At 34.1% G+C, this 23,944-nt stretch carries 23 protein-coding genes; 16 read left to right on the top strand and 7 right to left on the bottom strand.

What is annotated here, in order from left to right; translation table 11 throughout:
* Positions 1–281 precede the first annotated feature (281 nt).
* Entirely contained in the window at positions 282–716 is a 435-nt protein-coding gene (locus tag MHH96_RS18290) for a hypothetical protein (RefSeq protein WP_047940613.1), read from the top strand.
* 59 nt (positions 717–775) lie between these two features.
* On the opposite strand, the gene MHH96_RS18285 is transcribed toward MHH96_RS18290, so the two are convergent.
* Complete coding sequence (locus tag MHH96_RS18285; protein WP_341117833.1) at positions 776–1,570, bottom strand: HAD family hydrolase; 795 nt, start codon at positions 1,568–1,570, stop codon at positions 776–778.
* A gap of 149 nt (positions 1,571–1,719) precedes the next feature.
* Entirely contained in the window at positions 1,720–2,655 is a 936-nt protein-coding gene (locus MHH96_RS18280) for a MerR family transcriptional regulator (RefSeq protein WP_341117831.1), read from the bottom strand.
* A gap of 253 nt (positions 2,656–2,908) precedes the next feature.
* On the opposite strand from MHH96_RS18280, the gene MHH96_RS18275 reads away from it, so the two are divergent.
* The 3 genes from MHH96_RS18275 (at position 2,909) to MHH96_RS18265 (ending at position 5,674) form a co-directional block, all read left to right on the top strand.
* Positions 2,909–4,066 carry a metallophosphoesterase gene (locus MHH96_RS18275; RefSeq protein ID WP_053215576.1) on the top strand — a complete coding sequence of 386 codons (1,158 nt, stop codon included), beginning with the start codon at positions 2,909–2,911 and terminating at the stop codon, positions 4,064–4,066.
* A gap of 88 nt (positions 4,067–4,154) precedes the next feature.
* A complete protein-coding gene (locus tag MHH96_RS18270) occupies positions 4,155–5,159 on the top strand; it encodes an LLM class flavin-dependent oxidoreductase (RefSeq protein WP_047940615.1) in 1,005 nt (334 codons plus the stop codon).
* A gap of 107 nt (positions 5,160–5,266) precedes the next feature.
* Positions 5,267–5,674, top strand: a complete 408-nt coding sequence (locus tag MHH96_RS18265; protein WP_047940616.1) for a hypothetical protein — start codon at positions 5,267–5,269, stop codon at positions 5,672–5,674.
* A 117-nt stretch (positions 5,675–5,791) separates the two neighbouring features.
* On the opposite strand, the gene MHH96_RS18260 is transcribed toward MHH96_RS18265, so the two are convergent.
* Positions 5,792–6,796, bottom strand: a complete 1,005-nt coding sequence (locus tag MHH96_RS18260) for a cation diffusion facilitator family transporter (RefSeq protein ID WP_047940617.1) — start codon at positions 6,794–6,796, stop codon at positions 5,792–5,794.
* A 225-nt stretch (positions 6,797–7,021) separates the two neighbouring features.
* Entirely contained in the window at positions 7,022–7,195 is a 174-nt protein-coding gene (locus MHH96_RS18255) for a hypothetical protein (RefSeq protein WP_162837569.1), read from the bottom strand.
* A gap of 225 nt (positions 7,196–7,420) precedes the next feature.
* Here MHH96_RS18255 and MHH96_RS18250 point away from each other — a divergent pair, with 225 nt between their 5' ends.
* Positions 7,421–9,088 carry a copper resistance CopC/CopD family protein gene (locus MHH96_RS18250; protein ID WP_341117828.1) on the top strand — a complete coding sequence of 556 codons (1,668 nt, stop codon included), beginning with the start codon at positions 7,421–7,423 and terminating at the stop codon, positions 9,086–9,088.
* A gap of 239 nt (positions 9,089–9,327) precedes the next feature.
* Here MHH96_RS18250 and MHH96_RS18245 read toward each other — a convergent pair whose 3' ends face one another.
* The gene (locus MHH96_RS18245; protein WP_235844418.1) at positions 9,328–9,921 is read right to left on the bottom strand and encodes a biotin transporter BioY; all 594 of its coding nucleotides are present in this window, start codon (positions 9,919–9,921) and stop codon (positions 9,328–9,330) included.
* 151 nt (positions 9,922–10,072) lie between these two features.
* Between MHH96_RS18245 and MHH96_RS18240 the strand changes: the two genes are divergently transcribed.
* The 5 genes from MHH96_RS18240 (at position 10,073) to MHH96_RS18220 (ending at position 14,158) form a co-directional block, all read left to right on the top strand.
* On the top strand, positions 10,073–10,405 hold the full coding sequence (locus MHH96_RS18240; RefSeq protein WP_061796231.1) for a DUF3889 domain-containing protein: 333 nt from the start codon (positions 10,073–10,075) through the stop codon (positions 10,403–10,405).
* 82 nt (positions 10,406–10,487) lie between these two features.
* Positions 10,488–11,201, top strand: coding sequence for an MOSC domain-containing protein (locus MHH96_RS18235; protein ID WP_172865783.1), 714 nt, complete (start codon positions 10,488–10,490; stop codon positions 11,199–11,201).
* Between the two features lie 328 nt (positions 11,202–11,529).
* Positions 11,530–11,826, top strand: a complete 297-nt coding sequence (locus MHH96_RS18230; RefSeq protein WP_095257239.1) for a YfzA family protein — start codon at positions 11,530–11,532, stop codon at positions 11,824–11,826.
* Positions 11,827–12,497: 671 nt separating this feature from the next.
* On the top strand, positions 12,498–12,932 hold the full coding sequence (locus MHH96_RS18225) for a MarR family winged helix-turn-helix transcriptional regulator (protein ID WP_095257240.1): 435 nt from the start codon (positions 12,498–12,500) through the stop codon (positions 12,930–12,932).
* Complete coding sequence (locus MHH96_RS18220) at positions 12,929–14,158, top strand: MFS transporter (RefSeq protein ID WP_095257241.1); 1,230 nt, start codon at positions 12,929–12,931, stop codon at positions 14,156–14,158. Before MHH96_RS18225 ends, MHH96_RS18220 begins: the two co-directional genes overlap by 4 nt.
* 52 nt (positions 14,159–14,210) lie before the next feature.
* Here the strand turns inward: MHH96_RS18220 and MHH96_RS18215 are convergent, their stop codons facing one another.
* Positions 14,211–17,378, bottom strand: coding sequence for a S8 family peptidase (locus tag MHH96_RS18215; RefSeq protein WP_341117820.1), 3,168 nt, complete (start codon positions 17,376–17,378; stop codon positions 14,211–14,213).
* Between the two features lie 225 nt (positions 17,379–17,603).
* On the opposite strand from MHH96_RS18215, the gene manA reads away from it, so the two are divergent.
* Positions 17,604–18,548, top strand: a complete 945-nt coding sequence (gene manA / locus MHH96_RS18210) for a mannose-6-phosphate isomerase, class I (RefSeq protein WP_047940625.1) — start codon at positions 17,604–17,606, stop codon at positions 18,546–18,548.
* Positions 18,549–18,803: 255 nt separating this feature from the next.
* Here manA and MHH96_RS18205 read toward each other — a convergent pair whose 3' ends face one another.
* Positions 18,804–19,595, bottom strand: coding sequence for a histidinol-phosphatase HisJ family protein (locus MHH96_RS18205; protein WP_047940626.1), 792 nt, complete (start codon positions 19,593–19,595; stop codon positions 18,804–18,806).
* Positions 19,596–19,780: 185 nt separating this feature from the next.
* Here MHH96_RS18205 and MHH96_RS18200 point away from each other — a divergent pair, with 185 nt between their 5' ends.
* From MHH96_RS18200 to fabZ, 5 genes are all read left to right on the top strand, one after another.
* The gene (locus MHH96_RS18200) at positions 19,781–20,551 is read left to right on the top strand and encodes an alpha/beta hydrolase family protein (RefSeq protein WP_235844417.1); all 771 of its coding nucleotides are present in this window, start codon (positions 19,781–19,783) and stop codon (positions 20,549–20,551) included.
* A gap of 137 nt (positions 20,552–20,688) precedes the next feature.
* A complete protein-coding gene (locus MHH96_RS18195; RefSeq protein WP_047940628.1) occupies positions 20,689–21,462 on the top strand; it encodes a DeoR/GlpR family DNA-binding transcription regulator in 774 nt (257 codons plus the stop codon).
* Positions 21,459–22,331, top strand: a complete 873-nt coding sequence (locus MHH96_RS18190) for a Cof-type HAD-IIB family hydrolase (RefSeq protein ID WP_047940629.1) — start codon at positions 21,459–21,461, stop codon at positions 22,329–22,331. Before MHH96_RS18195 ends, MHH96_RS18190 begins: the two co-directional genes overlap by 4 nt.
* Positions 22,332–22,905: 574 nt before the next feature.
* Positions 22,906–23,511 carry a lysophospholipid acyltransferase family protein gene (locus MHH96_RS18185; protein ID WP_047940630.1) on the top strand — a complete coding sequence of 202 codons (606 nt, stop codon included), beginning with the start codon at positions 22,906–22,908 and terminating at the stop codon, positions 23,509–23,511.
* Positions 23,508–23,927, top strand: a complete 420-nt coding sequence (fabZ, locus tag MHH96_RS18180; RefSeq protein ID WP_047940631.1) for a 3-hydroxyacyl-ACP dehydratase FabZ — start codon at positions 23,508–23,510, stop codon at positions 23,925–23,927. The genes MHH96_RS18185 and fabZ overlap by 4 nt, the downstream gene beginning before the upstream one ends.
* Positions 23,928–23,944: the final 17 nt, after the last annotated feature.

The raw sequence follows: 23,944 nt of genomic DNA, 5'->3' as shown, positions 1-23,944 counted from the left end.
CTAATAACTATGAAAAGTTACTACAATTTTTATTATACACATGAAAGGTATTTCTTTCCTCCAAAATGCATTCTTTTCTTTAAGCATTTTATTTGCATTATAACGTTAGAAAGATAAGAATATACAAGGTAGGAGATGAAGGATGCAAACAATAGGATATTGCCATTATAATTTATATTTATGCAGTTATTTTTTGCCCCCTTTTTTCGTTATAATAAATGAAATGTTGTCATATGATAAAGAGGGTTCATTTTGCGGTTTCAAGTAAGAGGAGGTAACAAATGAGTTCGACAAAAATAAACATTTCACCAGTGGAAAATACGTACATACGCTTAATTTTAGCAATAGAGAATATGGATAAAGAGAAATTAGTAGATTTAGGTGATTCTTATTTACTAAAAGTCAATAAGAAAAATAAAAGCGGTAACGAACTTCACTTTTCCATGCTTTTTAACAAAAAGCTTATAAACAAAGTAGCAAGAAGTACGAATCCAACTGTAAATATTACAAAAAACAAAAATCTTATCTCTCTTGAAATCACTATTATGCTTGATTTAACAGAGCCAATAAAAGAAGAGAATTTTTTCTGGATAAAAAAAGAATTTGCCAGCACTCCAGCATTTGAAATCTCCTACAAGATGAATGAAGAATATTTTGATAAGAAAATATTACAACATCTGAACAAAGAAGCTACTGAGGAAAGTACAGAAGTGTAACAAAAAAGGATCAGTTTCCGTTTTAGGAGACTGATCCTTTTTGTTAAAGGAATGATTACTTATTCTTCGATTAATCCAAGCCATTTTAAGCCATTGTAAATACCTGAATCGGTAACAGATGTGGTTGTATGCTTAGCATAGGAAAACAACAACTCATGTGCATTCCCCATAGCGAATCCTTCTCCAACTACTTCGAGCATTTCTTTGTCATTTAGACCATCTCCAAAAGCAATAGAAGCTTCTTTCTCGATTCCTAATCTTTTTAAAATAAGGGAGACAGCAAACCCTTTATTTACTTTATCACTAATAACATCATAGGAATGTCTAAATCCATCGATATTAACTTGTGATAAGTGGATATCAGGAAAATCTTCGTATAGTGAAATATCTTCCTCTCTTAAATTGATAATAGTAATTCCTAGAATATTCGCTTTTTCATCTAGAGTAAAAGCTCTATTTTGCTTTAAATGGAATTTTTCACTAAATTGTTTTGTCATTTTCTCTTCAGGGTGGGAAAGTAAATTATGAGTATTTGTATATAAAATTAGTTCATTTCCCTTTTCATTGGCAATATCTAAGTATTTCGTGACCAAGTCAGGACTCATCGGTTGTCTAAAAACATCTTTTCCATTATGTATTGCATACTCGCCATTATAACCGATAAACGATTCTATGGCGAGTGTCTCTCCAATATGTGATATTTCATGTAGTGGTCTTCCAGTTGCTAAAAAGACCTCTAATCCTTTTTCTTTCATTAATTGCACTGCTTTTTTTGTGGAATCTTGGATCGTATCTTCTGGTGTTAAGATAGTTCCATCAATATCTAGGAACAAAACTTTATAAGTGATTGACATTTTTACCTCCATTAAATTTACATTTCTTCAATACCATACTACCATATGAAAAGGACAAATGAAAAAGAGTAACCAAAAAGGGAAATTATTTGGCTACTCTTTCAGTAAATTTTACATGTTATCCATTATTTAATATTTTCCTAAGTTTGTTATTGCCAAATTTTCCACCAGGATTTCCTTTTTTCTTGAGCAGCAGCGGCATGACGAAATGTTTGGACAAGCTCTTGGAAACTTCTTTCTCTTTGTTTAATTTCTTTATTCAGTTGTTCTCTTTCTAGCTGTAACGTTTCCATAAAATATTGATCATTTTCATTTAATTGTTCCACCGTTTTGTTTAGTTCTTCATTTGATTTCGAGAGATGCTCGATCATTGATTTAATTTCTTTTGTGGATGAAACATTAGATGTCCATTGTTTCGAGTAGGTTTTTCTTTCAGCTTTTGAAATTTGGGAAAGTTTTTTGATCTTCGTTTGAATTTCTTCATATTTAGTTGTGGTCGCTTCTGCGTTTTTATGTAAAAGTTCGGAAAATTCATCTAAATGTTCGGATGTTTGTGTCTGCGTTTCCTTAACTGAATTAGTAATATGGGAAATTGTTTCTTCACGGCCAGCTTTTATTTCCTTTGAAATTGTTTCTAATACTTCCGTTTTAATCCCATTTCTAATTTCATCTTTGACTTCTTCAAGAAAATCTTGTTTATAATTTTCCAAGGAAGAAAGTAATAGGCGAAAGTTTTGTTCTGTAATTTGTGATTTCGTCGTCTCAGCAGGTTCTAAAGCATCCTTTTTAGGAAGCAATTCGACGGCTGTGTTTTTGCTTTTTTCTTTTATTTCCGCAATCTCTGCTTTCTTAGGTCTGTTAATGAGCATTGTTAATGTTTCTTTTACTTCAGCTGTTTTTCGTTTCTCTTTATATAAATTTTTCACCTCATGAAGGAGGGTTATTTCTTTTTCGGTATAAATACGCGCCCCTGTTTTTGTTCTAGGTATCACGATAATTCCTTGAAATTCCTTTTCCCATTGTTTTAACATAGTTGGGGTTGTCGTCAGTTTTTTTGATGCTTCACCTATGGTATATGCTTTCATTTCTCTCTCTCCTTTTGAATAATCAAGGTAATTTGACCATCTTTACTATATGTATTTAGAGAAGGGGGAATTAATTTCCTGCAACAAGACAAAAGCTATCAAAACTTCTGATTAGTTGACAAATTTCCCACATTTTCTATTTTAGGAAACGATATTGTTAATTCCTTTTGTTAATTTCTGTGTAGGTATGTTCATTATTGTATAAACTAAGGCAAGCGAAAAGGTGTGCTCGGAGAAAAGGGGAGACTTAGAGATGAAAAAGAAATTCTTTGTTATTATTTGTATTACTTTTATCCTTTTTATACATGCCAACCCTATACTTACAAAAGCTACTGAAGAAAATCACAAGGAATCTATCTTTCCACTTCGAATTTTAGAGACAACGGATATTCATTCTTATCTTTTAGATTATAATTACGAAGAGAAAAAGAAAACGATTGAATATGGATACAATCGTGTTGCAAGTTTAATATTGCAGGCAAAAAAAGAACAAAGAAATACAATGCTGTTTGATGTGGGCGATGTGATAAAAGGGAGTCCGCTAGCTGAATATGTAGCAAATTCGCCGATGTTTTATTCTAGTGATATTCATCCAGCCTATAAGAGTATGAATTTAATGGGATATGACGCAGCAACGGTTGGGAATCATGAGTTCAATTTCGGATTGGATTTTTTGTTAAATACGCTAATAGGGGCTGATTTCCCCTATACGAATGCTAATATTTATGTTGATGATCATAATGGATATGAACAAGATGATATTCATTTTTTTCAACCTTATCTACTATTAGATAAAAAGTTAGTAAATGATCAAGGAAAAACGGAAAATATTAAGGTGGGTGTCATAGGATTAATTACTCCAATAACCCAGGTATGGGACAAGGAGCATTTGGAAGATAAACTTATCATAAAAAATATGCGAAAAACAGCGGAAGAAATTGTCCCTCAAATGAAAAAAGCAGGCGCAGATTTAATCATTGCTTTAGTACATGCCGGTTTATATTCTGATCAATATTGGCCAAAACAAGGGAATAATGTCAGAGATATTAGCAAAGTCAAAGGAATAGATGTTATTCTTTATGGTCACTCGCATGGTATCTTTCCAGTTAAAGGAGAAAAAGGGCCAAAAGGTGTTAACCATGAAAAAGGATTGATTAATGGAAAACCGACAGTCCAAGCAGGAAACTGGGGAAATCACCTTGGGATCATTGATTTAACGCTTCAGAAGAAAAAAGGAAAATGGGCAATAGTGGATTCAAAATCAACTGCAAAACCAATTATTAGGATTATAAAAAACAAGAAAATACCGATTGTTTCCCCAATGCCGCAAATGGAATATATTCTTTCACGATATCATCAAGATACATTAGAGTATGTAAACAGTAAGCAACTATTAAATCATTTTGATTAATATATTCACGGATGTTTCAATGTACAGGCAATAAAGTTGAAGGGAAGAATGGAACAGTTTTATAGTGTAGAGAGAAGGGGTTGGATATATGGGAAAAACATTACAGGAAATAAAATATTCCGTTCTTGATTTAGCACCGATTAGAGAAGGAAGCAATGCTGCTGAAAGTTTTAAAAATAGTTTAGAACTTATTCAACAATCTGAAAAGTGGGGATATAACCGCTATTGGGTAGCTGAACATCATAGTATGCCTGGGATTGCTAGTAGTGCTACTTCCGTATTAATTGGCTACTTAGCTGGGGGTACAAGCAAGATTAGAGTGGGGGCAGGCGGAATTATGTTACCGAATCATTCGCCTTTAGTTATTGCTGAGCAATTTGGTACATTAGAATCTATGTACCCCAATCGTATTGATTTAGGTCTTGGAAGGGCTCCTGGCAGTGATCAACTGACAGCAAGAGCATTAAGACGTTACCATCAAAGTGATGGAAGTGATTTTCCAGAATTGCTAGAGGAATTAAGAACGTATTTTAAACCATACGAAGAGACAAATTTACCAGTAAGGGCTATACCAGGGGAAGGGGAAACAATACCGATTTGGCTGTTAGGCTCCAGTGACTTTAGTGCTAGATTGGCTGCTCAACTTGGCCTGCCATTTGCATTTGCTAGCCATTTTTCACCAGACTATACGATTCCTGCACTTAATACTTATTTTCATTCATTCCGTCCATCAGAAACTTTAAAGAAGCCGTATGTAATGGTTGGAGTGAATATTATTGCAGCAGATACGGATGAAAGAGCGGCATATCTTGCTACGTCTTCACAACAGCAGTTTTTAAGTCTTATTCGGAACAAGCCGGCACAACTGCAGCCCCCGGTTTCCAATATGGAGGAAATGTGGAGTACTTATGAGAAAGCTATTGTTCACAAGCAATTGAAAGCATCTATTATCGGCTCCAAAGATACAGTTACTCAGAAACTACAAACATTTTTAGCGGAAACCCAAGCGGACGAAATAATAATCAACACACAAGTGTATTCTCAATCTGAACGTCTTCGTTCATATGAAATTGTAAAAAATATTTTAAAATAAAAGGCTGAAGCAAGTACAAAATGATATTATTTCATTTTGTACTTGTTTTTGTGTATGATAAAGCTATAGATATTTTTGTCAGTTGTAAATACTTGGAGGGAACTGTTGTGAAAACAACCATGAATTTGGTTAATCAAGAAAAGATCAAACAGATTTTAAAACAAATGGTCGATGATGCTTATGCTAATATAAAAGGGGAAGAGGTTTTACTTTGTATGGAATGTTGTGACGTAGATTTATATGTTGCGGCAGAGTCTTGTGAACCATTTATGGAGGCAGTGAAAGAAAATTTTGAACTAGATGATTTAGGTGAAATTATGGATAGAGAAGCATATCACATATTAATGAGAGAACTCGATGAATACTATGTGGATTTACATGTAAAGTCTGGTTATTATGATTATTTTCCAGCAGGTACTTATAAAGTCGATGGGAGAGAAGAGGAGTCAGAAACCAGTGTTCTAGCACCTAAGGGAGTATTTTATGCCCCGTTTGAAGACGCGGTAATTAAATAGATTCATTATAAATGGAAGGCCAGGGATTTTTTTAGAATTCCTGGCCTTTATGATGGAAGTATTGGTGATTTTTAATTCACTACTTATTCAAGAATGAATCTTATAAGCCTAGATTTATTAATTTGTATGCTTTTCAGCCACCTTTTTATGTTTATCCAATTCAGAAATAAAATGGGGCCATTTTAAAATACCATCATCTTTATCAAATTCGATAATCACATCAGATACGCCTTTTTCTGATAAAATTTGCTTTTCAATTCGTTGTCTTATTTTATCGACTTGCTCAACGGTTAATTTACTATCGATTTCGATACTTAGTTCTACGTGGAAATCTTCCCCTTCTTTGTAAACTGCTAGATCTTGGATATCACGTACATCAGGATCTTTAATCGCAATATTGCCAATTGTATCTTGCATTTCTAAATCTGCTTCCCCTATAGCACCTGCAGCGTTATCTAAAAAAACTCTCCCAACAACAATAAACATAAAAATGCCGATGATAATGGATACAATGCCTTCTGCTTGTTTAAAGTTTGTATATTCACTTACTATTACTGCCGCAATTGCTAATATTCCTCCTGCTGTTGCTACGGAATCTTCTAAAAATACTAACTTTGTTGCAGGCTTGGCAGATTTTAAATAGGCAATGCTGGCAGAAAATAATTGTAAACCTCTTGTTTTTAAACCCGCTGTTGCTACAATTTCTTTCATTGCTTTAATTAAAACGGTAAATTCTAAGCCTACAGATATGGAGAGGATAATGATAATGAGTAAAAAGCCTGTTGATTCTTGTGGCTTAAGAACATGATCAAGTCCTTCGCGAATTGTTTCATAAGCCATAATTCCAACGATTAAAACAGCAAATAATAAAACAATATTGACAAGTCTGCCAAATCCTCCTGGAAAGCGTTTTGTTGGAGCTTTTTTACTTAATGCAGATCCAATAAACACAAAAAATTGATTGGCTGCATCACCAAGGGAGTGCATGGTTTCTGCAAACATCGCCACATTACCGGTGAGAAAGTAAGCAACTCCTTTTAATAAGGAGATAACGGTATTTACTAAAGCAGCAAGCAGAGCCGAACGGTTTCCATTCTTTAATAATATTAAGAATTCCTTCATTCTATCTTATACCCTTCTTCCTTAGTAAAGGTCGTGTACAAATAAAAAGAGAACTTCCCGTTTCTAACCAGCCAAAATCTAAGTGGTTATATTGTAAGGGAAGCCTCTATTAACTTCTATTTGATACTGTTGAAAAACCTTGTTCACTCATTTTTTTCGTAAGTCTATGGTGTTATCAGACACTTGTTGAATATGTATGACTAAGAAGTAGTTAATCTGGTATTATTAAGCAGATGCGCTTTTTTCAACCGCACTGTTCCAATCAGGAAAATAATGGAGCGCATGGCGCATTAAATCCGGGTGGCTTTGTTTTATCTTCTTTTTATTCATATTCATGCCATTTGAGCGCAATTGTTGAATAGCCAACATTACTTCATCGGCAGTCATGCTAATATCCATGGACCTACCTCCTTTTAAATTTATTCATATTATTTACCAGATCAACAGGATTTATTCGATTTTTCCGTAAATATTTCTTGGGAAAGCGCAAAAAGTGCGCTATAAAGACAAAAGTTGACTTTTCTCCTTGGATAATGTCGAACCCGTTAAGGAAGGGTAACACTTCATTGTACGAATGACTATTCTTTCGCTATAATTGGGAGGGGAATGAGAAAATAGAAGGACGTGATTTTAAAAGTGGATAGCAAAAGGCTGTTTATGATTCTTCCTATCGTTGTACTAATGTTTAGTTTTTTAGGGATTAATAAAGTTTCTGCACATGCTTATATTACAAATTCAAACCCTAGTGAGAATGAAATATTAAAGACAGCGCCAGAGAAGGTATACATAGAGTTTAATGAAAAGATTCAAACTGGCTTTAAAATCTTAAATGTTTTAAATTCATCGGGTGAAAGAGTAGACAAGAAAAATGTAGTCATTAATCCTGATACAGAAAAATCAATGGAAGTTGATCTAAAGTCAGATTTACCGAATGATATATATACGGTAGAATGGAGGGTTGTATCTGCTGATGGCCATTCCGTTTCTGGGATGATTCCTTTCAGCATTGGAGAATTACCTGATGGTGCAGCTTTTCCAACTCAACAGGACAATGGTAATCTAGTGAGCTTTATAAGTACGATGATCAATAAAGGCTTTCTTTATATAGGTTTTTCTATCTATATGGGATTATTGTTATTCTATACAATTTGGTATAGAAATGAAAAATTATCTGCAAAGCTAGTAAAAAGAACGAAAAAAATATCCATTATTGCTGTCTTATTCCTTGCCATTAGTATTATTAGCTCATTAGTTATTCAAACACAAAGCTATGCTGGTGTGAGTCTATTAGCTAGTATAAAGCCAAGTAATTTAATGGAAACATTGACAAGTACGAAGGAAGGAATTATTTGGATTGTACAAATGATCCTTTTGGCTATTTTATTCCTTGCACAACGATTTATTTGGACAAAAGAAGCTTATTTAGAAAGAAAGCATTGGATAATTCCCGGATTAGCATTTATAGGCATCATGCTTTCAAAAGCATTTCTTGGTCATCCTTCCAGTTCGCCTTATGAGACAGTAGCTATCGTGCTTGATTTCTTTCACTTAATAGCAGCATCTATTTGGCTTGGCGGAATGATTGTCATTATTCTCTTTTTACGAGAAGGAATATTTGCTAAAGAAGGGGAAGGACATGATTTATATTGGGCAACTATGGAGAGGTATTCATTATGGGCCCTTATTACTGTTGCGGTTTTAGCCATTTCTGGCGCAATAAATGCCTCCTTATTAATTCCTGATTTTCAGTCATTAGTAAGTACGGCATATGGAAAGGTTTTGCTTATTAAAATTGGTTTACTTGTTTTAATGTTAATTTTTGGTGCATATCACCTTGTCAGCAGACTTCTATTAAGAAAGAAAGACTTTTATAAAAAATCAATAAAAATGGAAATTACACTTGGCATATTAATATTGCTTGTAACTACGGCGTTTACTCAAATACAGACACCAACCTTGCCTATCGACCTGCCGTTCTATGAAGAAGCAGAACTTGGTTATAATGAAAATATCAGTTTATCGATCACACCTAAGAAAACAGGTGTACAAAATCAGTATGAAGTATTTGTATTTGATAATAACCGCAAGCCAATCGATCCTGTGGAACAAATTACAATTAGTTTAAGACAAGGAGAGAAAGAAATGTCTTTTCCATTAACGAAGGAAAAGGAAGGACATTATTTTGCAGAAAATCTTCAGTTAAATCAGCCGGGTAAATGGGATGTAGAAATACATGTATTAACCGATAAATTAGAATCACTGGATTATTCTTACTCCATCGACATAAGATAAAGTTTCATGAAGAGGGAAATGGGAATAGGATAAATATTTCTTGGGAAAGCGCATAATCAGACAGGATTTTTAGGAAAAAAAGTCGTATTATAGCGAATAATATAAAAAGCAATCGGATTTGGTAACAAACAAGTCCTCCATTATTGAGGACTTTCAGACTATAGGCAATTACCTTAAGTAATTATGAGGTTTGTCTATAGTCTTTTTTCTCAGCTGTTCCTTATTATGTGGCAGTTTTCTTATCGCGATGAATTTTCATGCCAATGCACGCGAAGGGAACTTTTTTTGATGACGGAATAATATAAACGATGTCCTAAAATACCAGCGATAAAAGTTAGGATGATGTCTTTTATTAAAGGTAGAGCCATCCAACTCCACATTAGCTGGTAAGTAAATCCTTCTGGTGCAGCATACCAAACTTTATAAGCCAAATACATCCAACTAGTCCCAATTATGTAATTAATAAATAATCCAATGAAGCCGCTAAAAATATAGAATGGAATGGTTTGTTTTTTTTCGATGAAGAAACCGACAAAAAATGCTGTCATAATAAATGCTAAAATAAAGCCAAATGATGGTCTGGTGATTACCATAAGGCCGCCCGATATCCCTGCAAAGATGGGTATTCCGATAAGACCAACAAGCATATAAACAAACATTGCCACGCTTCCCAATCTTTTACCAAGAATCAGCCCTGCAAGAATAGAGAAGAAAGTCTGAAGAGTTACGGGAACACCTCCAATGATAAGAAAACTTGTAACATTTGCTCCCACCGCCATAAAAGCAACAAATAACGCAATCATTGTTATATCTATTGGCTTCCACTGTTTCAAAATGGCCACTCCCTTTTGTTTAATTTCTGTAATTAACTATACTTTTCTAATTGATTTGTGTCAACCTATAATATAATTTAGTTAACATATAAAAATACATATATTTTGTTTCTCTGTTCATACTAGAAATAACAAGAAAGGAGATGTTTGCATGAAAAAATTAAAATATCCATTCATAAGCATCTTTTTGGTAAGCTTATTCCTAATGCAGCTTAGCAGTCCTTTACATGGTGGTGCGGAAGAGCTGCCTTCCTATGTAAAATGGGGGAGAATTGCCATAACAAAAACACAAGAAAAATATCCTAATAGTGAAGTTACTGATTATCTGCATGTAGGCAAGGAAGATAAGAAAGGAACTTCTGTGGAAAAGTTTAAGCTAATTGTAAACAAAGATCAAAAGGAAATTGGTGTATTTGTTCATTTAACTTTTGATACGCGCACAGAACGACTATTATCGGTAGATATGAAGGAAACAAAGCCTTAATTTTCGAAAAACTCTCTAAAATAATTGGTTTTAGAGAGTTTTTTTGTTTTAATAGAAGAAAGAGAGTAAAGGGGGAGAAAAGATGATAGGCAATATACAAAAGATCATGCGCTATCCAATAAAATCATTTACTGGAGAAAGCTTGGAAAAGGCACGGATTATGTCGTATGGAATATATGGCGATCGAAGTCATGCTTTTATCGATAGAGCGAATAATAAGCATTTAACCATTACGCAATACCCTAAAATGGTTACATATAAAGCGGGCTTTTCAGGAGAAGAGTCAATAGAAAAATATCCTAATTTAACTATAACTGCCAATGATGGCTCGAAATATATTTGGGGCGAAACGGCATTATTAGAAAGATTAGAACAAGAAACGAATCGGACATTAGATTCAATCGCCTATGCTCCAACCTTTGTTCCCTTTCCAGCAATTGAAGAAGATAATCTGTTATTAATTTCCACAAAAGCTCTATCAGAATTATCTACATCATTTGGTGAATCGATTGATGAGAGAAGATTCAGAGGAAATATTGTCTATGATCTCCAAGAAAGTGACCTAAACGAACAAGATTTACTAGGGAAACAAATTAAAATCGGTTCAGATGTAATTCTGGAGATTAATAAGTTTTGTGAAAGATGTATGATCATAACAGTAGATCCAGAAACAGGCACCCGACAGCCGAAGCTATTAAAACAGATTGTTAAAGAGCGAAATAACCATTTTGGTTTATATGCAAGTGTGATTAAGACTGGAATTATTCATATTGGTGATAAGATAGCTATTTTATAAAGATGGTGCGAACACAATACTTAATTTTGTATAGTTGAACATTCTGTTATTACAGTGCAAATATAAAAACTATTTGTTTTCATCATGCTTCCAATTAATCCATCGTGAGCAAGCCTTTCTGTTACTTCAGGAACAGAGTATTCCTCCCGCCGTTTCCTTCTGTTTTAAGGTTCTATTGATAATTGGATTAACAAGTTAGTAGAAATGGTATTAATATTCAATTCAATTTTTCTAATAAAACAGGGAAAATTTTGAAACTTAATTCCTAACCATACGTATGAATTTATGAATATATAGACAAGAGTGTTTGTAAAGGATGGGATTTACATTGGTTAGGAAACAAAAAGCTTCATCATTTCTGGAAAAATATTGGGTATCTTCTATTGGTGTATTTGTATTGTCACAAATATTCTTTTTTTCATCAGAAGCAACAGGATGGATACTTAAATACAGAGATATGGATGGAACAATATTCGGGAAGCTTCTTGACAGTTTTATTATCACTGAATGGTTTAATTTCTATAAAACGCCACAGTATAATCTACTCACTGTCTTTTTTGGCGTCTTTTTTCTTGTGCCTGGAATAATTAGTGCGATAGTAAAGGTTTTTACTCGCAGTAAATAATAAATACCATTGCTGATTAAGCTGTAATAATAGATATGTATGCAAGTGGGATAACCAACAGCAATACCTGATGTCCATATTTAACTCTGCTGCTAGATCAAAGGCTTGCTTATAGAGAAGCAGTAGGATAGTGGAAGATGGAATTGAATAGAAGAATCTATTCAGGCAGTCAAGTTATAGTTATTAACCCAGAATAGGTACCCAAATTTTATAACGGGAAGTTAGAAGATGAAAATTAAAACAAGAAAAAGTAACAGTTTTTTAAAAGAAGTATTATTTGAGATAGTTGGGGAAGTAGTCTGGAACATTTTACTATTTATACCAAGGATGGCATTTCGCCTAATTAGTAGCATTTGGTAAAATGGTTAATTAGTGAATTGCCTGTTTTTTCAATTAGTTACAAATTAAAAAGGCTATAGGAGCTTGTCATCCAGACAACATTGCTTCCATTTCAGTTTTGTAGAAGACTGGCGAAAAACTAACAAATAAAGCAGCAGAAGAATAAAAAAGCACCCTTAGGTAGACATTAAAAAGTCTACCTAAGGGTGCTTTTTTATACATAGTAATATTTTCATTTAATCAAACGTTTGATTAAATGAAATAGTATCTTGCCGTTCCAATAAAGTTATGATATAGTTACCTAGGTAATTAATTTTAGATCGGAGAAAGCAATGAACACGACTCATGATTTATTCCATTCTATCCAGCAGCTCGCACGACAATTAACCAAACAATTAAATACAGCACTTGAGCCATTTGATATTTATAGCTCTGAATGGGCAATTTTGTATGTATTAAAAAAGAATGGTCCCCTTACTCAAAAGGAAATCGCCGATTATCTATCCATAGAACCCCCTCCAGTAACACGTACCATAAAGAAGCTCGTGGAGAAAAAATATGTTCTGCAAATAAAGGGAGAAGACAAGAGGACAAATAGAGTATTTCTAACAGATTTTGCTATACAGCAGTATGCGAAATGGGAAGCAGCTGTTCTGCTGGCAAATCAGGGGTTACTTAAACAATTGCCAATCGAATCTCAAAAGACTTTACAACATATAATTTTTGAATGGATTCATTCATTAGCAATCAAGGAGGAAAAGAAGTGAATAAAGAACCATTATGGACAAAGGGATTTATCCAAATATGGGTAAGTAACTTTTTTTTATTTATGACGTTTTATTTTTTACTAGTTTCATTACCAATCTATGCGATTCGAGAATTAAATGGAAAGCAGTCTACAGCAGGTTTAGTTGTTACGGTATTCATTATAACAGCTATTCTTATCCGGCCTGTAGCTGGTAACTTGATGCAGAAGTTTGGCAAAAAAGCCATATTTGTTACATCATTACTTATTTTCTTAGTGGCAGCGGTTTTTTATTTATTTACTGATTCTATCACTAGTTTGCTCATCGTTCGCGCATTACACGGCATTGGATTTGGTATGGCTACAACCGCTACCGGGACAATTGTTGCAGACATTTTACCAAGCTCCAGAAGAGGAGAAGGTATGGGGTATTATTCAATGAGTATGAATTTAGCGATGGTAGTCGGTCCATTTATCGGACTCCAGGCAATTAACTCATGGGGAACTTCTACCTTGTTTATATTGGCGCTAATATTTGCATTCTTTGCGATATTAACAGGTGGATTTATGAAACTGGACTCAGATATGGAAACAGAGAGAGTAGAACAAGAAGCGAAAGTGAAAGAGAAAAAAGGAATTCAATTTGATCGAATTATAGAGAGTACGGCAGTAAAAATTAGTATCGTAGCAGCCATATTCGGTCTTGTTTATTCATCGATTCTTTCTTTTGTTTCGGTTTATGCTGAAAACAAAGGATTTATAAGTGTTTCAGGATATTTCTTTGTGGTTTACGCTATCTTTATGCTAATAGCAAGACCTTTTGCTGGTAAATGGTTTGACCGCTATGGTGCAAATAAAATTGTTTATCCATGTATCGTACTATTTTCCATCGGGATGCTTGTCTTGGGGACTGCACAATCTGAATGGATGTTCTTATTATCTGCTGCATTAATTGGCTTAGGATATGGATCAATGTTCCCGTGTCTACAAACCATTGCGATTCAGAAAGCAGCACCACATCGAAGAGGTCTCGCAACAGCTACTTTTTTATCCATATTTGATATAGGAATAGGGTTTGGCTCCTATATTGTTGGAATTATTGGTGATGCTATTGGATTAAATTCTTTCTATTCATTAAGCAGCATTTATATTTTAATCGGCATTGCTGTTTATTACTATTTGCATGGTAAAACGATTAGAAATGAAAAGACAGTAACGAAGAAAGAACAATTAAATAGAGGTGCTTAAAAAAAGACTCTCCTTTAGAAATGAAATTTTTCTAAAAGGAGAGTCTTTGTTATTATTTTGCCTTTGTGACCACTTTTATAACAGATTTGCTGACATTACCAGATGTATCTTTTGCCGTAATAGTTAAAGAGGTTTTTTCTTTTTGCTTTTTAATTTTGATAGAAAAAGCTCCTTTTTTATTTGTTTTTCCTTCTGCTAATACTTTGTTGTTTCTTTTAATGATAATGGTTGCATTTTTTTCAGCAGTTCCTGTTACTTTTGTTGTTTTCGTCGTGATCGTATTTACTTTTGGCTTAGCAGGAGCTATTTTATCTGCTACTGTAATAGTCTTCGCTTTACTTATATTTTTCGCCTTATCTGTAGCTGTAACACTGATTTTAGTATTTTCTTTTTGCTTTTTAATTTTAATCGTATACTTTCCTTTTTTATCAGCAACTGCAGAACCGAGCTTCTTTTTGCCTGCTTTGGCAGTAACAGTAGAATTAGCTTCCGCGTTACCAGTGATTTTATCTGATTTATTACTGATTGTTCCAGTTATCGTTGGGATAGGAGGTGGTGTGTTATCCACAACTTTCACGGTTGCTGGTTTACTTGTATTTTTTGCACCATCTGCAGCTGTAACAGATACAATTGTATTAGCTTTCTGTTTTTTGATTTTAATAGCGAATTTCCCACTTTTATCGGCCGTTCCTTTACCGATCAATTTCCCCTTAACCTTTGCATTAATATTAGCAAAAGGTTCACTTGTTCCTTTCAGCAAACTATCATTATCGCCAACCTTTTGAACGGTTGGTGCATTTGGAGCTTTCGTGTCTCTTTGAACAGTTGTTCTGAGGGATGTACTTGCCGTTCCATTTTTGCTTGAAAGCTGGACATACATAAGCTTATCCGCTTTTTGTAAAGGTATTTCTACTGTAAACTTGCCATTTTTGTCTGCTGACGAAGAATAGGTTTTACTGCCAAGTTTTACACTTACTTTGCTTCCTTGTTCAGCTGTTCCGGTAAGTAATCGAGTACTATTATAAACAGGATTAATTTTTGCTTTTAATTTTAGAGCACTAAAAGCAGAAAATGCGTTTAATCGCCCCCAGCCAGATACTTTATCAAAACCGATGGGATTACTACTAGCGGGTAAATCATCTGGATATTCTTCCGAAAATTCATTTTCAGGATTGTCATTTTCCTTAAAAACAATAGATGTTGTTGTTTCAATTAAATATTTTTCTACCTCTTTAGGCTTTAGCTTCCCATTTAAAGAAAGCAATAATCCAGCCACAGCAGATACATGTGGCGTAGCCATCGAAGTACCACTGTATAATAAAAGATTTCCATTGGGAACAAGACTTGGAATGTTGGAACCTGGTGCAACAAGCTTAAGCTCTTTCCCATAACTTGAATAATCAGCAACGATATCTAAATCGTTCGAAGCTCCAACGGCCGTTACATATTTGGAAGAGCCCGGATAATCAAGTCCTTCATAACCATTATTTCCACTTGCTGCAATAATAGTAACATTTTTGCTGTTGGCATATTGAAGCATGGACTCTATTACTCTACTATAACCACCACCCAAACTCATGTTGATGACTTTTGCGCCATGATCTACCGCATATTTAATTCCTTTTGCAATTTGTTCCGTATCACCAGAGCCAGATGCATCTAATATTTTGACTGGCATAATTTTTGCGTTTGAATGGATGCCAGACATAGAATAGCCATTATTTATACCTGCTGCGATAATGCCGCTTACATGTGTACCATGATTATTGTCATCATATACATTGTCTGATTCGTTGATAAAATTATAACCCGCTGTGATTTTATTTTTTAAATCGGCTAAGGAAGCATCCACACCAGTATCTAAGACAGCAATTTTCATTTGTTTAACATCAGTAGATTGTTGAAGTTGATAAAGCTTTTCAAATTGAATATCAGCACCATTTTTCCCATTTGTTTGGGCTGTGTTTTTTAATGACCATTGGTAAGGTGCAGATACATCACTTGGCAAGGATAGTAAGGTATATTGCTGTACAGGCTCTATATACTCTACTTCATTTGCGTTTTGAATCTTGTTAATAAGGGTATTAGCACTCTTCGTTGTGTATTTTCCTTCATTCAATTCAAGGGTAAACATCCCGTCAGCAATTTTTTCGCTTCCTTCTAACCCTTTAATAGATTGAGCAGAAGTTTTACCCAAACTGTTTTTCAAAGAAGAAACTGTTTTACCAGATTTCATTTTTATAATATATTTATTATTTATCTCTTTGTTCGTTATACTTGAGCTGGAAGCTCCTAATAAAGTAAAAATGTCATCAAGCGTTTTTCCTTCTATATTAGATAACTCTACTTTGTTAGCGAGGGTTGAAATCTTGGTTTGTAAAGCGGTAGGAGAAGCTTCTAAGGTGATTTCATATAAATTATTTATTGCTTTTGCTTCGTTTTTTCCAATTTTATAGGTGCTGCTTGTACCATTATCTAGCAGGTTAGTGAAAATCGGTTTTAGCGCTTTTAAATTTGTTAATACATCTTGTCTTAGCTGCTTATTAAATATCATCTTCGCCGATAAAAATGGCGATACTTGATAGTATAAAGAAGATAGTTTTTTCCCATTTGCCGTTGAAGACAAAATGGTATCTCTAATAGTACGTAATTGTGTAAGGATTGTTTGGTTGTCCTTTGACTCCTTGGTACTTAATTCAACTGGACAAGCTTCTTCTGCTTCAACAGTAGGAGCTTGCTTTGTATCCGTTACTTTTAAGGAAAATTGACTATTCGGTTCAAGTACTTCCTCTTCTTCTATGTATTCCTCATCATCTACGTTGGAATAATACTCAACCTTAATATAGTACGGACCTTCCCAAGCAATCGGGAAGTAAATGACGCCCTTATTATCCATAAAGCTAACGGCGTTATATTGATCGAAGGTGTTGTCTGACATAGCATTATCTTTACTTGAATATACGCTAATATTCATTTCTTCCGTTGAATTTAATTCAACCTCTAGGTGAGTTGCTTTAGTCACGACAGATTTTGGATCAATCTTAAACCATTTAACATGTTCATCTGGCTGAAAGCTCGAGGATAACTCTTTTCCGATCGAAAGAGTAGCAGCTGAAATTTCTCCTTCTGATGCTAGGATCTCTTTTGATGGCATTGCGCTTAATACTAATGTCACCGTTAATAACAAAGCAAAAATTGTTTTCCATTTACACTTTTTCATAATTTCCCCCCTATAAGTGGTATATTACAAATCTATTAAATCACCTTTCTTCCTATTTGTCCTCATATTTTTTGTATTTTTAGAAAAAATTGTATGTTATCCCTTTTTCATTTAATAAAATCGGCAGCAGATCGATATTTTCGTTTTATGAAAATCAAACCCAATTTATATGGGAGTATGATAGAATAGTCTAGTAAATATTGTAAAGAAGGAGTTCCAAATCATATGAACGAGCCATTATTTTTTAAACCAGTATTTAAAGAAAGAATTTGGGGCGGTACTGCACTGCGTAGCTTTGGATATGATATTCCGAGTGAAATAACAGGGGAGTGCTGGGCGTTTTCTGCACATCCACATGGTCAAAGTATAGTAAAGAACGGATCATTAGCGGGTAAAAACTTAGAAGAGTTATGGGAGAATCATCATGAGCTTTTTGGTAATATAGAAGGTGACCGTTTTCCGTTATTAACAAAAATATTAGATGCTAATCAAGATTTATCTGTACAAGTGCATCCAAATGATGACTATGCAAAAGTTCATGAAAATGGAGAACTTGGTAAAACGGAATGTTGGTATATTATTGACTGTCAAGAAGGAGCAGAAATCATTTTTGGGCATCACGCGAACACAAAAGATGAATTAACAACGATGATAGCTGAAAATAAATGGGATGAATTATTAAACAAGGTACCAGTGAAAAAAGGTGATTTCTTCTTTGTACCTAGCGGAACAATTCACGCTATCGGTGAAGGAATTATCATCCTTGAAACACAACAAAATTCTGACACAACATACCGTGTATATGATTATGATCGTACAGATAGCGACGGCAATAAGCGAGAGCTGCATATTGAACAGTCAATTAACGTTACAACTGTTCCACATCAATTAGCGGCAACTACTCCAGTTGTTGAACAACAAGGAAACATGGAGATTACTAAATTTGTTACATGTGATTATTTTACAGTAGAAAAATGGGTGTTGGACGGACAGTCTACTAGAAAACAAGACCAAGATTTTTTACTATGTAGCGTAATTGAAGGCGATGGATCTCTGCAAAAGGATGGCAAAGAATTCACTTTCCAAAAAGGGGATCATTTCTTACTGCCATATAAATTTGGTGAATTTGAATTGACTGGGAAAGCAGAACTGATTGTTTCCTATATCTAAAGCGAATTTCCAAAAATAAAAAAGAGTGTCATTTGGGTACTGATCTCCAAAAGTTAGAATAACAATACTAACTTTTATCGGTAACTACCTTTGCACTCTTTTTTATTTATTTTCGGATAATATGGAGTAATGGTGCTGTATTGTCCTTTTAATTATTTTTTTATCAGCCGTTCCTAACCGAATGATCGAAAATATTACCCATAGAAGAGTCTCTGCTAGTTTAGCTCTAATGCTTATAAGAAGCTGTTAAGATTTCTACATATCTATTCGAATAGGTTTTCTTTTTTCATATTTGTAATATGCTGTAAAACCTGCTTTCTTTGCTAGATTAAGAGCTTGCATGAAATCTGCGCCAACATCGTCTTTTCTATGGGAATCAGAACCAATTGTAAGTATTTCTCCACCTAACTTTTTATATAATGCCAACACTTCTAAAGAAGGTAATGATTCATTTAAGCTTGTTCGCCAGCCAGAAGTGTTAATTTCTAAACCGATGTTTCTTTTAATTGCTGTTGTTAAGATAGTAGTGATAATCTCCTGATAGTCAGGGAAGTGATAGATACCTCGTGTTGGATGGGCATATCGCTTCATTAAATCAAAATGAGCGAGGACATCAATATCTGCGTATGTAACTAATTCAAGAACCTCTTTAAAATAAGTAAGATAAATATCCTCATCAGGGTGAGCATTCATATATTTACGAAGTGTTAGCCCGTGTAAATTGTGAACAGAACCAAGAATATAATCAAAAGGAATTGGTGCTAACACTGTTTTATATTGTTCACGTAATAAATGGGGTTCACATAGTTCAATTCCTAATTTAATTATTAATTGATCCTGATAACTAATTCTACATTTGTTGATGTCTTCTAAATATGTTGGCCAATTCATATGACCGTAAGTCGGGGCATTCGGATTGACAGAAAAGTGTTCGGTAAAACAAATTTCATTTATCCCTTTTCTTATAGCATTTTCACAAATATCCATCATTATTGCTTTAGAATCAAATGAATGATTGGAATGGTGATGATAATCAATATAATACATAAGAATCTCCTTTAATTTGTCAGTCGATAATCCTGTTTATTTTATCATATTTTAATAACAAACTTGAAGTTGGAAAGAGGTTCTATTATTATATGATAAAAAAGATTTCAGATAATTCCTGTTTTAAACTTACTAAACAGGTAGGAATAATGTATAATAGATGTATGAAGGTTTAGGGGGAGGAAATGATGACCGAGGTAAGATCAATCAACTGGAAAGACGATACCATTGTTTTGTCTGTTGATTATCCAAAGAAAATACAGAATGAATATAAAGTAGTGATAATGTGCCATGGGTTAATTGGCAGTAGAATTGGCGTTGATCGCTTGTTTGTTAAGGCAAGTAATGTACTGACAGAATTGGGTTATTTAGTGATTCGTTTTGATTATAGGGGATGTGGCGAATCTAGTGGTGAGTATGGCAGCACAAAATTGTCTGATTTAATCGATCAGACAGAAGCCATTATTCAATTTGCTTATGAAAAATTCTCGATAATGGAACTTATTTTACTTGGCCATAGTTTGGGTGGAGCTGTCGCTGTATTGACAGCTATCAAAGATGCACGAGTCAGACGGTTAATTCAGTGGGCTGCTGTCGGGGATCCAGCGGTTGATATTAAACGAATATTTGGAGAAGAGAGATTGTCTGAATTAGCAGAAAGAGAAGTCGTTGATTTTTACGGCTATTCTTTTTATCAAACTTATTTCGATTCTTTAATAGATTATAATCCATTAAAGAGTTGTCATAAGTTTTCAGGAGATGTTCTTCTTGTGCACGGTACTGCTGATGAGGATATTCCTTATCACTATTTGAATAAATATAAAAATGAATATTTAACTAGAAATACAGGAACTGTTGAATCCGTATTTATTGAAGAGGGAATACATACTTTCTCATCTGGCAGCCAATTTATGAAGCTGATTAATGGAACGGTTGACTGGTTAGAAAGGAAATAATTAAAAACGCAAATGGATGAAGTAGATATCCGTTTGCGTTTTTTTTAAGTGAAAATAATTATTTTGCTTATTTTAATGGAAATTTATAAGTGAATAACTTAAAATGTAAATAGATGAAATGAATTTGAGGGGATAATATGGCACAAGAGCAAAGATTAATGGACATTATTCAGTATTTAAATGTGCATGAAAAAATAACAGTGGAAGAAATTTGTTCCCTCTTTCATGTTTCCAGAGATACAGCTAGAAGAGATTTAGTAAAACTAGAAGAGGAACAAGTAATTATTCGAACAAGGGGTGGTGCACTTTTACCAAAAATTCATCGTAAAGTAGATAATTATCATAATCGATTGAAAGCTGTATCAGAAGAAAAGAAAGCAATTGGAAAATTAGCTGCATCCTTTGTTCGAGAAAATGATCATATTATTTTAGACGCCTCCACCACTGTGCAGGCAATCGGAAGTTTTATTAATCAAGAATGTACAGTGATAACAAATTCTATCAATTTGGCGGATATTTTATCAGATAAGCAATTGCCGAAAATTCATTTATTAGGTGGAGTGATGCAAAAAGAACATCGCTATTTATACGGGAATTCTGTTATTCAACGATTAGATAAATATTATGTAGATAAAGTGTTTATTGGTATTGTCGGTATATCTGAAAAAGGACTAACAATTGTCGACGAAGAAGACGGTGATGTTAAAAAAAAGATGATGCAGCAAGCAAAGCAGGTTATTGTAGTTGGTGATAATAGCAAGATAGGCATTACTGACTTTTACCAATTCGCGAATCTTTCCGATATTGATCTCTTTATCACAGATAAAGAACCGGAAGAATGGTTTATTCAGTTATTAAAGGAAAATGGTGTGGAGTTATTAGTGGCAGACAGGAAGGATGGAGAAGGATGATTACATGTATTGTAACCGATTTAGATGGCACTCTTTTAAATCATGAAAGTAAGATTAGTCCAGAAAATGCAGCCAGTTTGAAAAGTGCACAAGAAAAAGGAATAGAAGTAATTGTAGCAACAGGTCGAAACTATCCAGATGTTATGGAGATTTTCAAAGAAACTGGATTAAAAACTTGGGTTATTGGCGCAAATGGTGCGACCATTCATGATCCAGAAGGAAACCTATTTGATCATCTTCCGATGGATAAGCCAAAAGCAATGAGTCTATTACAATGGTTAGATGAGAGAGATTACTATTATGAAGTTTTTAGCAGCGATTATCTTTACTCGCCACAGCGTGGTAGACAATTAATTGCAATTGAACTTGATCGTTTATGTACGGCAAATCCTCAAATTAGCAGAGAAGAGCTTGAAAAGCATGCGACTATTCAATTTTCGCAAACTGGATTTTCTTATATTGATAGCTATAAAGAAATAGAAAATCCTGCAATTGATGTCTATAATATTTTGGCATTTTCCTTTGATAAAGAGAAGCTAGACGCTGGATGGAAAACATTCGAAGATGATTCCGCCATCACTCTTGTTTCATCTGGAACCTATAATTTTGAATTTGAGCATAAGGATGCCTCCAAAGGAAACGCATTGACAAAACTAGCGAATCACTTAGGAATTCACTTAAAAGATGTGTTAGCAATGGGTGACAGTATGAATGATCTATCGATGTTAATCAAGGTCGGATATCCTGTAGCGATGGGAAATGCAAGGCAGGATGTAAAAGATGCTTCACAAGAGGTCGCTGAAACGAATGACCAGGATGGAGTCGCAAATACGATTAAGCGGATAGTATTGTCCTCGATTACTATATAATAGGAAAGCCGCATGGATATAAGTCTTAGAATTAAATAAAACCTAAACAATTATACGGAGAAGTCATTTATAATCTCTTATGATTGTTTAGGTTTTTTAATTTGGATAAAGAAAGCTTATGTCATTATTTGCAGCTTGATTACACGGCCCTTTCCAAGGGAATAGCGCAAAAATTGCTTTCTGCCATTTGTCTGCAAGGTCTTAGGCGTTTTGCTGTGTCCTATGCATATCAGCAAGAAGGGTTTAAGAAACTTGTTTGAAAATTAGTTCGATACATTGAATTTTTATAGCGAATCTATTTTAATTTATCCATATTTTTTAATTACTGCTTTAATTACAATAGATCCTTCAACTGGGAGATGCCTATTTTGTAATGGTTTGATACTATTTTTTTTAACGAGAATGAGATATAATAAGTAGGTAGTAAAAAAATAGTATCTAGTACTAATAGCAGATGATATTATTTTTGATAGCGGTTTTTATCAGCGGAATATTTGGCCATTTTAAAAATCTTATATATATAGTAATGCTACACATAAATATTAGTAATTTTTACATAAAGGAGAAAGAAAAAATGTATGCATTTACGAGCAGATTTGCAAATGTTGTCTTAAAAATTTTTGGAAGAACAAAGGTAATCAATAAAGATAAATTACCGCAAGATACTGGTTATGTGGTTGCATGTTCTCATATTGGCTGGGTGGATGTGGTTGCGCTTGGTACTTCTTTATTACCAAATGAAATTCACTTTATGGCAAAGAAAGAGTTATTTAATAAACCAAAAGCAGCTAAATTTTTGCATAGTATTAATGCTTTTCCAGTGGATCGAGAAAATCCAGGCCCAAGCAGTATAAAAACGCCAGTAAAACTATTAAAGGACAAGAAGATAGTAGGAATTTTTCCTAGTGGAACAAGAACTTCTGAGGATGTGCCATTAAAAAAGGGAGCTGCTACCATTGCAAACTTGGCGAGAGTGCCTATCGTTCCAGCAGCTTATAGTGGTCCAACAGATTTAAAGGGTCTTTTAAGGGGCAGGAAAATACATGTTATATTCGGTGATCCAATTTCCTTGAAAAAGGAAGATGGTACAAAAAAAGATCCAGCTGATATTACAAGGGAATTAAGTGATGTAATGGCACAATTACAAAATGAATTAGATAAAAGAGGCGGTAAGCAATGATGAATCTACAGAAAGTGAAGGATATACTAAGTCGGTATCCTCTGCCTTTAGTAGATGAAATATTAGAGTTAAAAGAAGGCAAAATGGCAGTTGGAGTAAAGCAAATTAACAAGGAAGATACATTTGCAACGGGACAAAATCCAAATAATCCGATTATGCCAGGCGTCCTTATAATTGAAGCGATTGCTCAAGTTACTGCAGTAGCTATTCATAGTGAAGAAAAACATAGGAATAAATTTGCCTTATTAGCAGGCATAAATCATTCCAAAATTCGTAAGCCTGTATTTCCTGGGGATGAGCTTTGTATGGAAGTAATGGTTGAAAAGGTGAAAAATAGCTTTGCTAAAGCAAGAGGTAAAGCAACAGTAGCTGGTGAATTGATTTGTGAAGCAGAGTTTCTTTTTTCCTTTCAATAAGCAATGCCAATACTTGG

Origin of the sequence: Niallia sp. FSL K6-0212 (genome assembly GCF_038007605.1) — a bacterium.
Classification (GTDB): Bacteria; Bacillota; Bacilli; order Bacillales; family Cytobacillaceae; genus Niallia; species Niallia circulans.
This window is presented reverse-complemented; position numbering and strand designations above follow the sequence as displayed.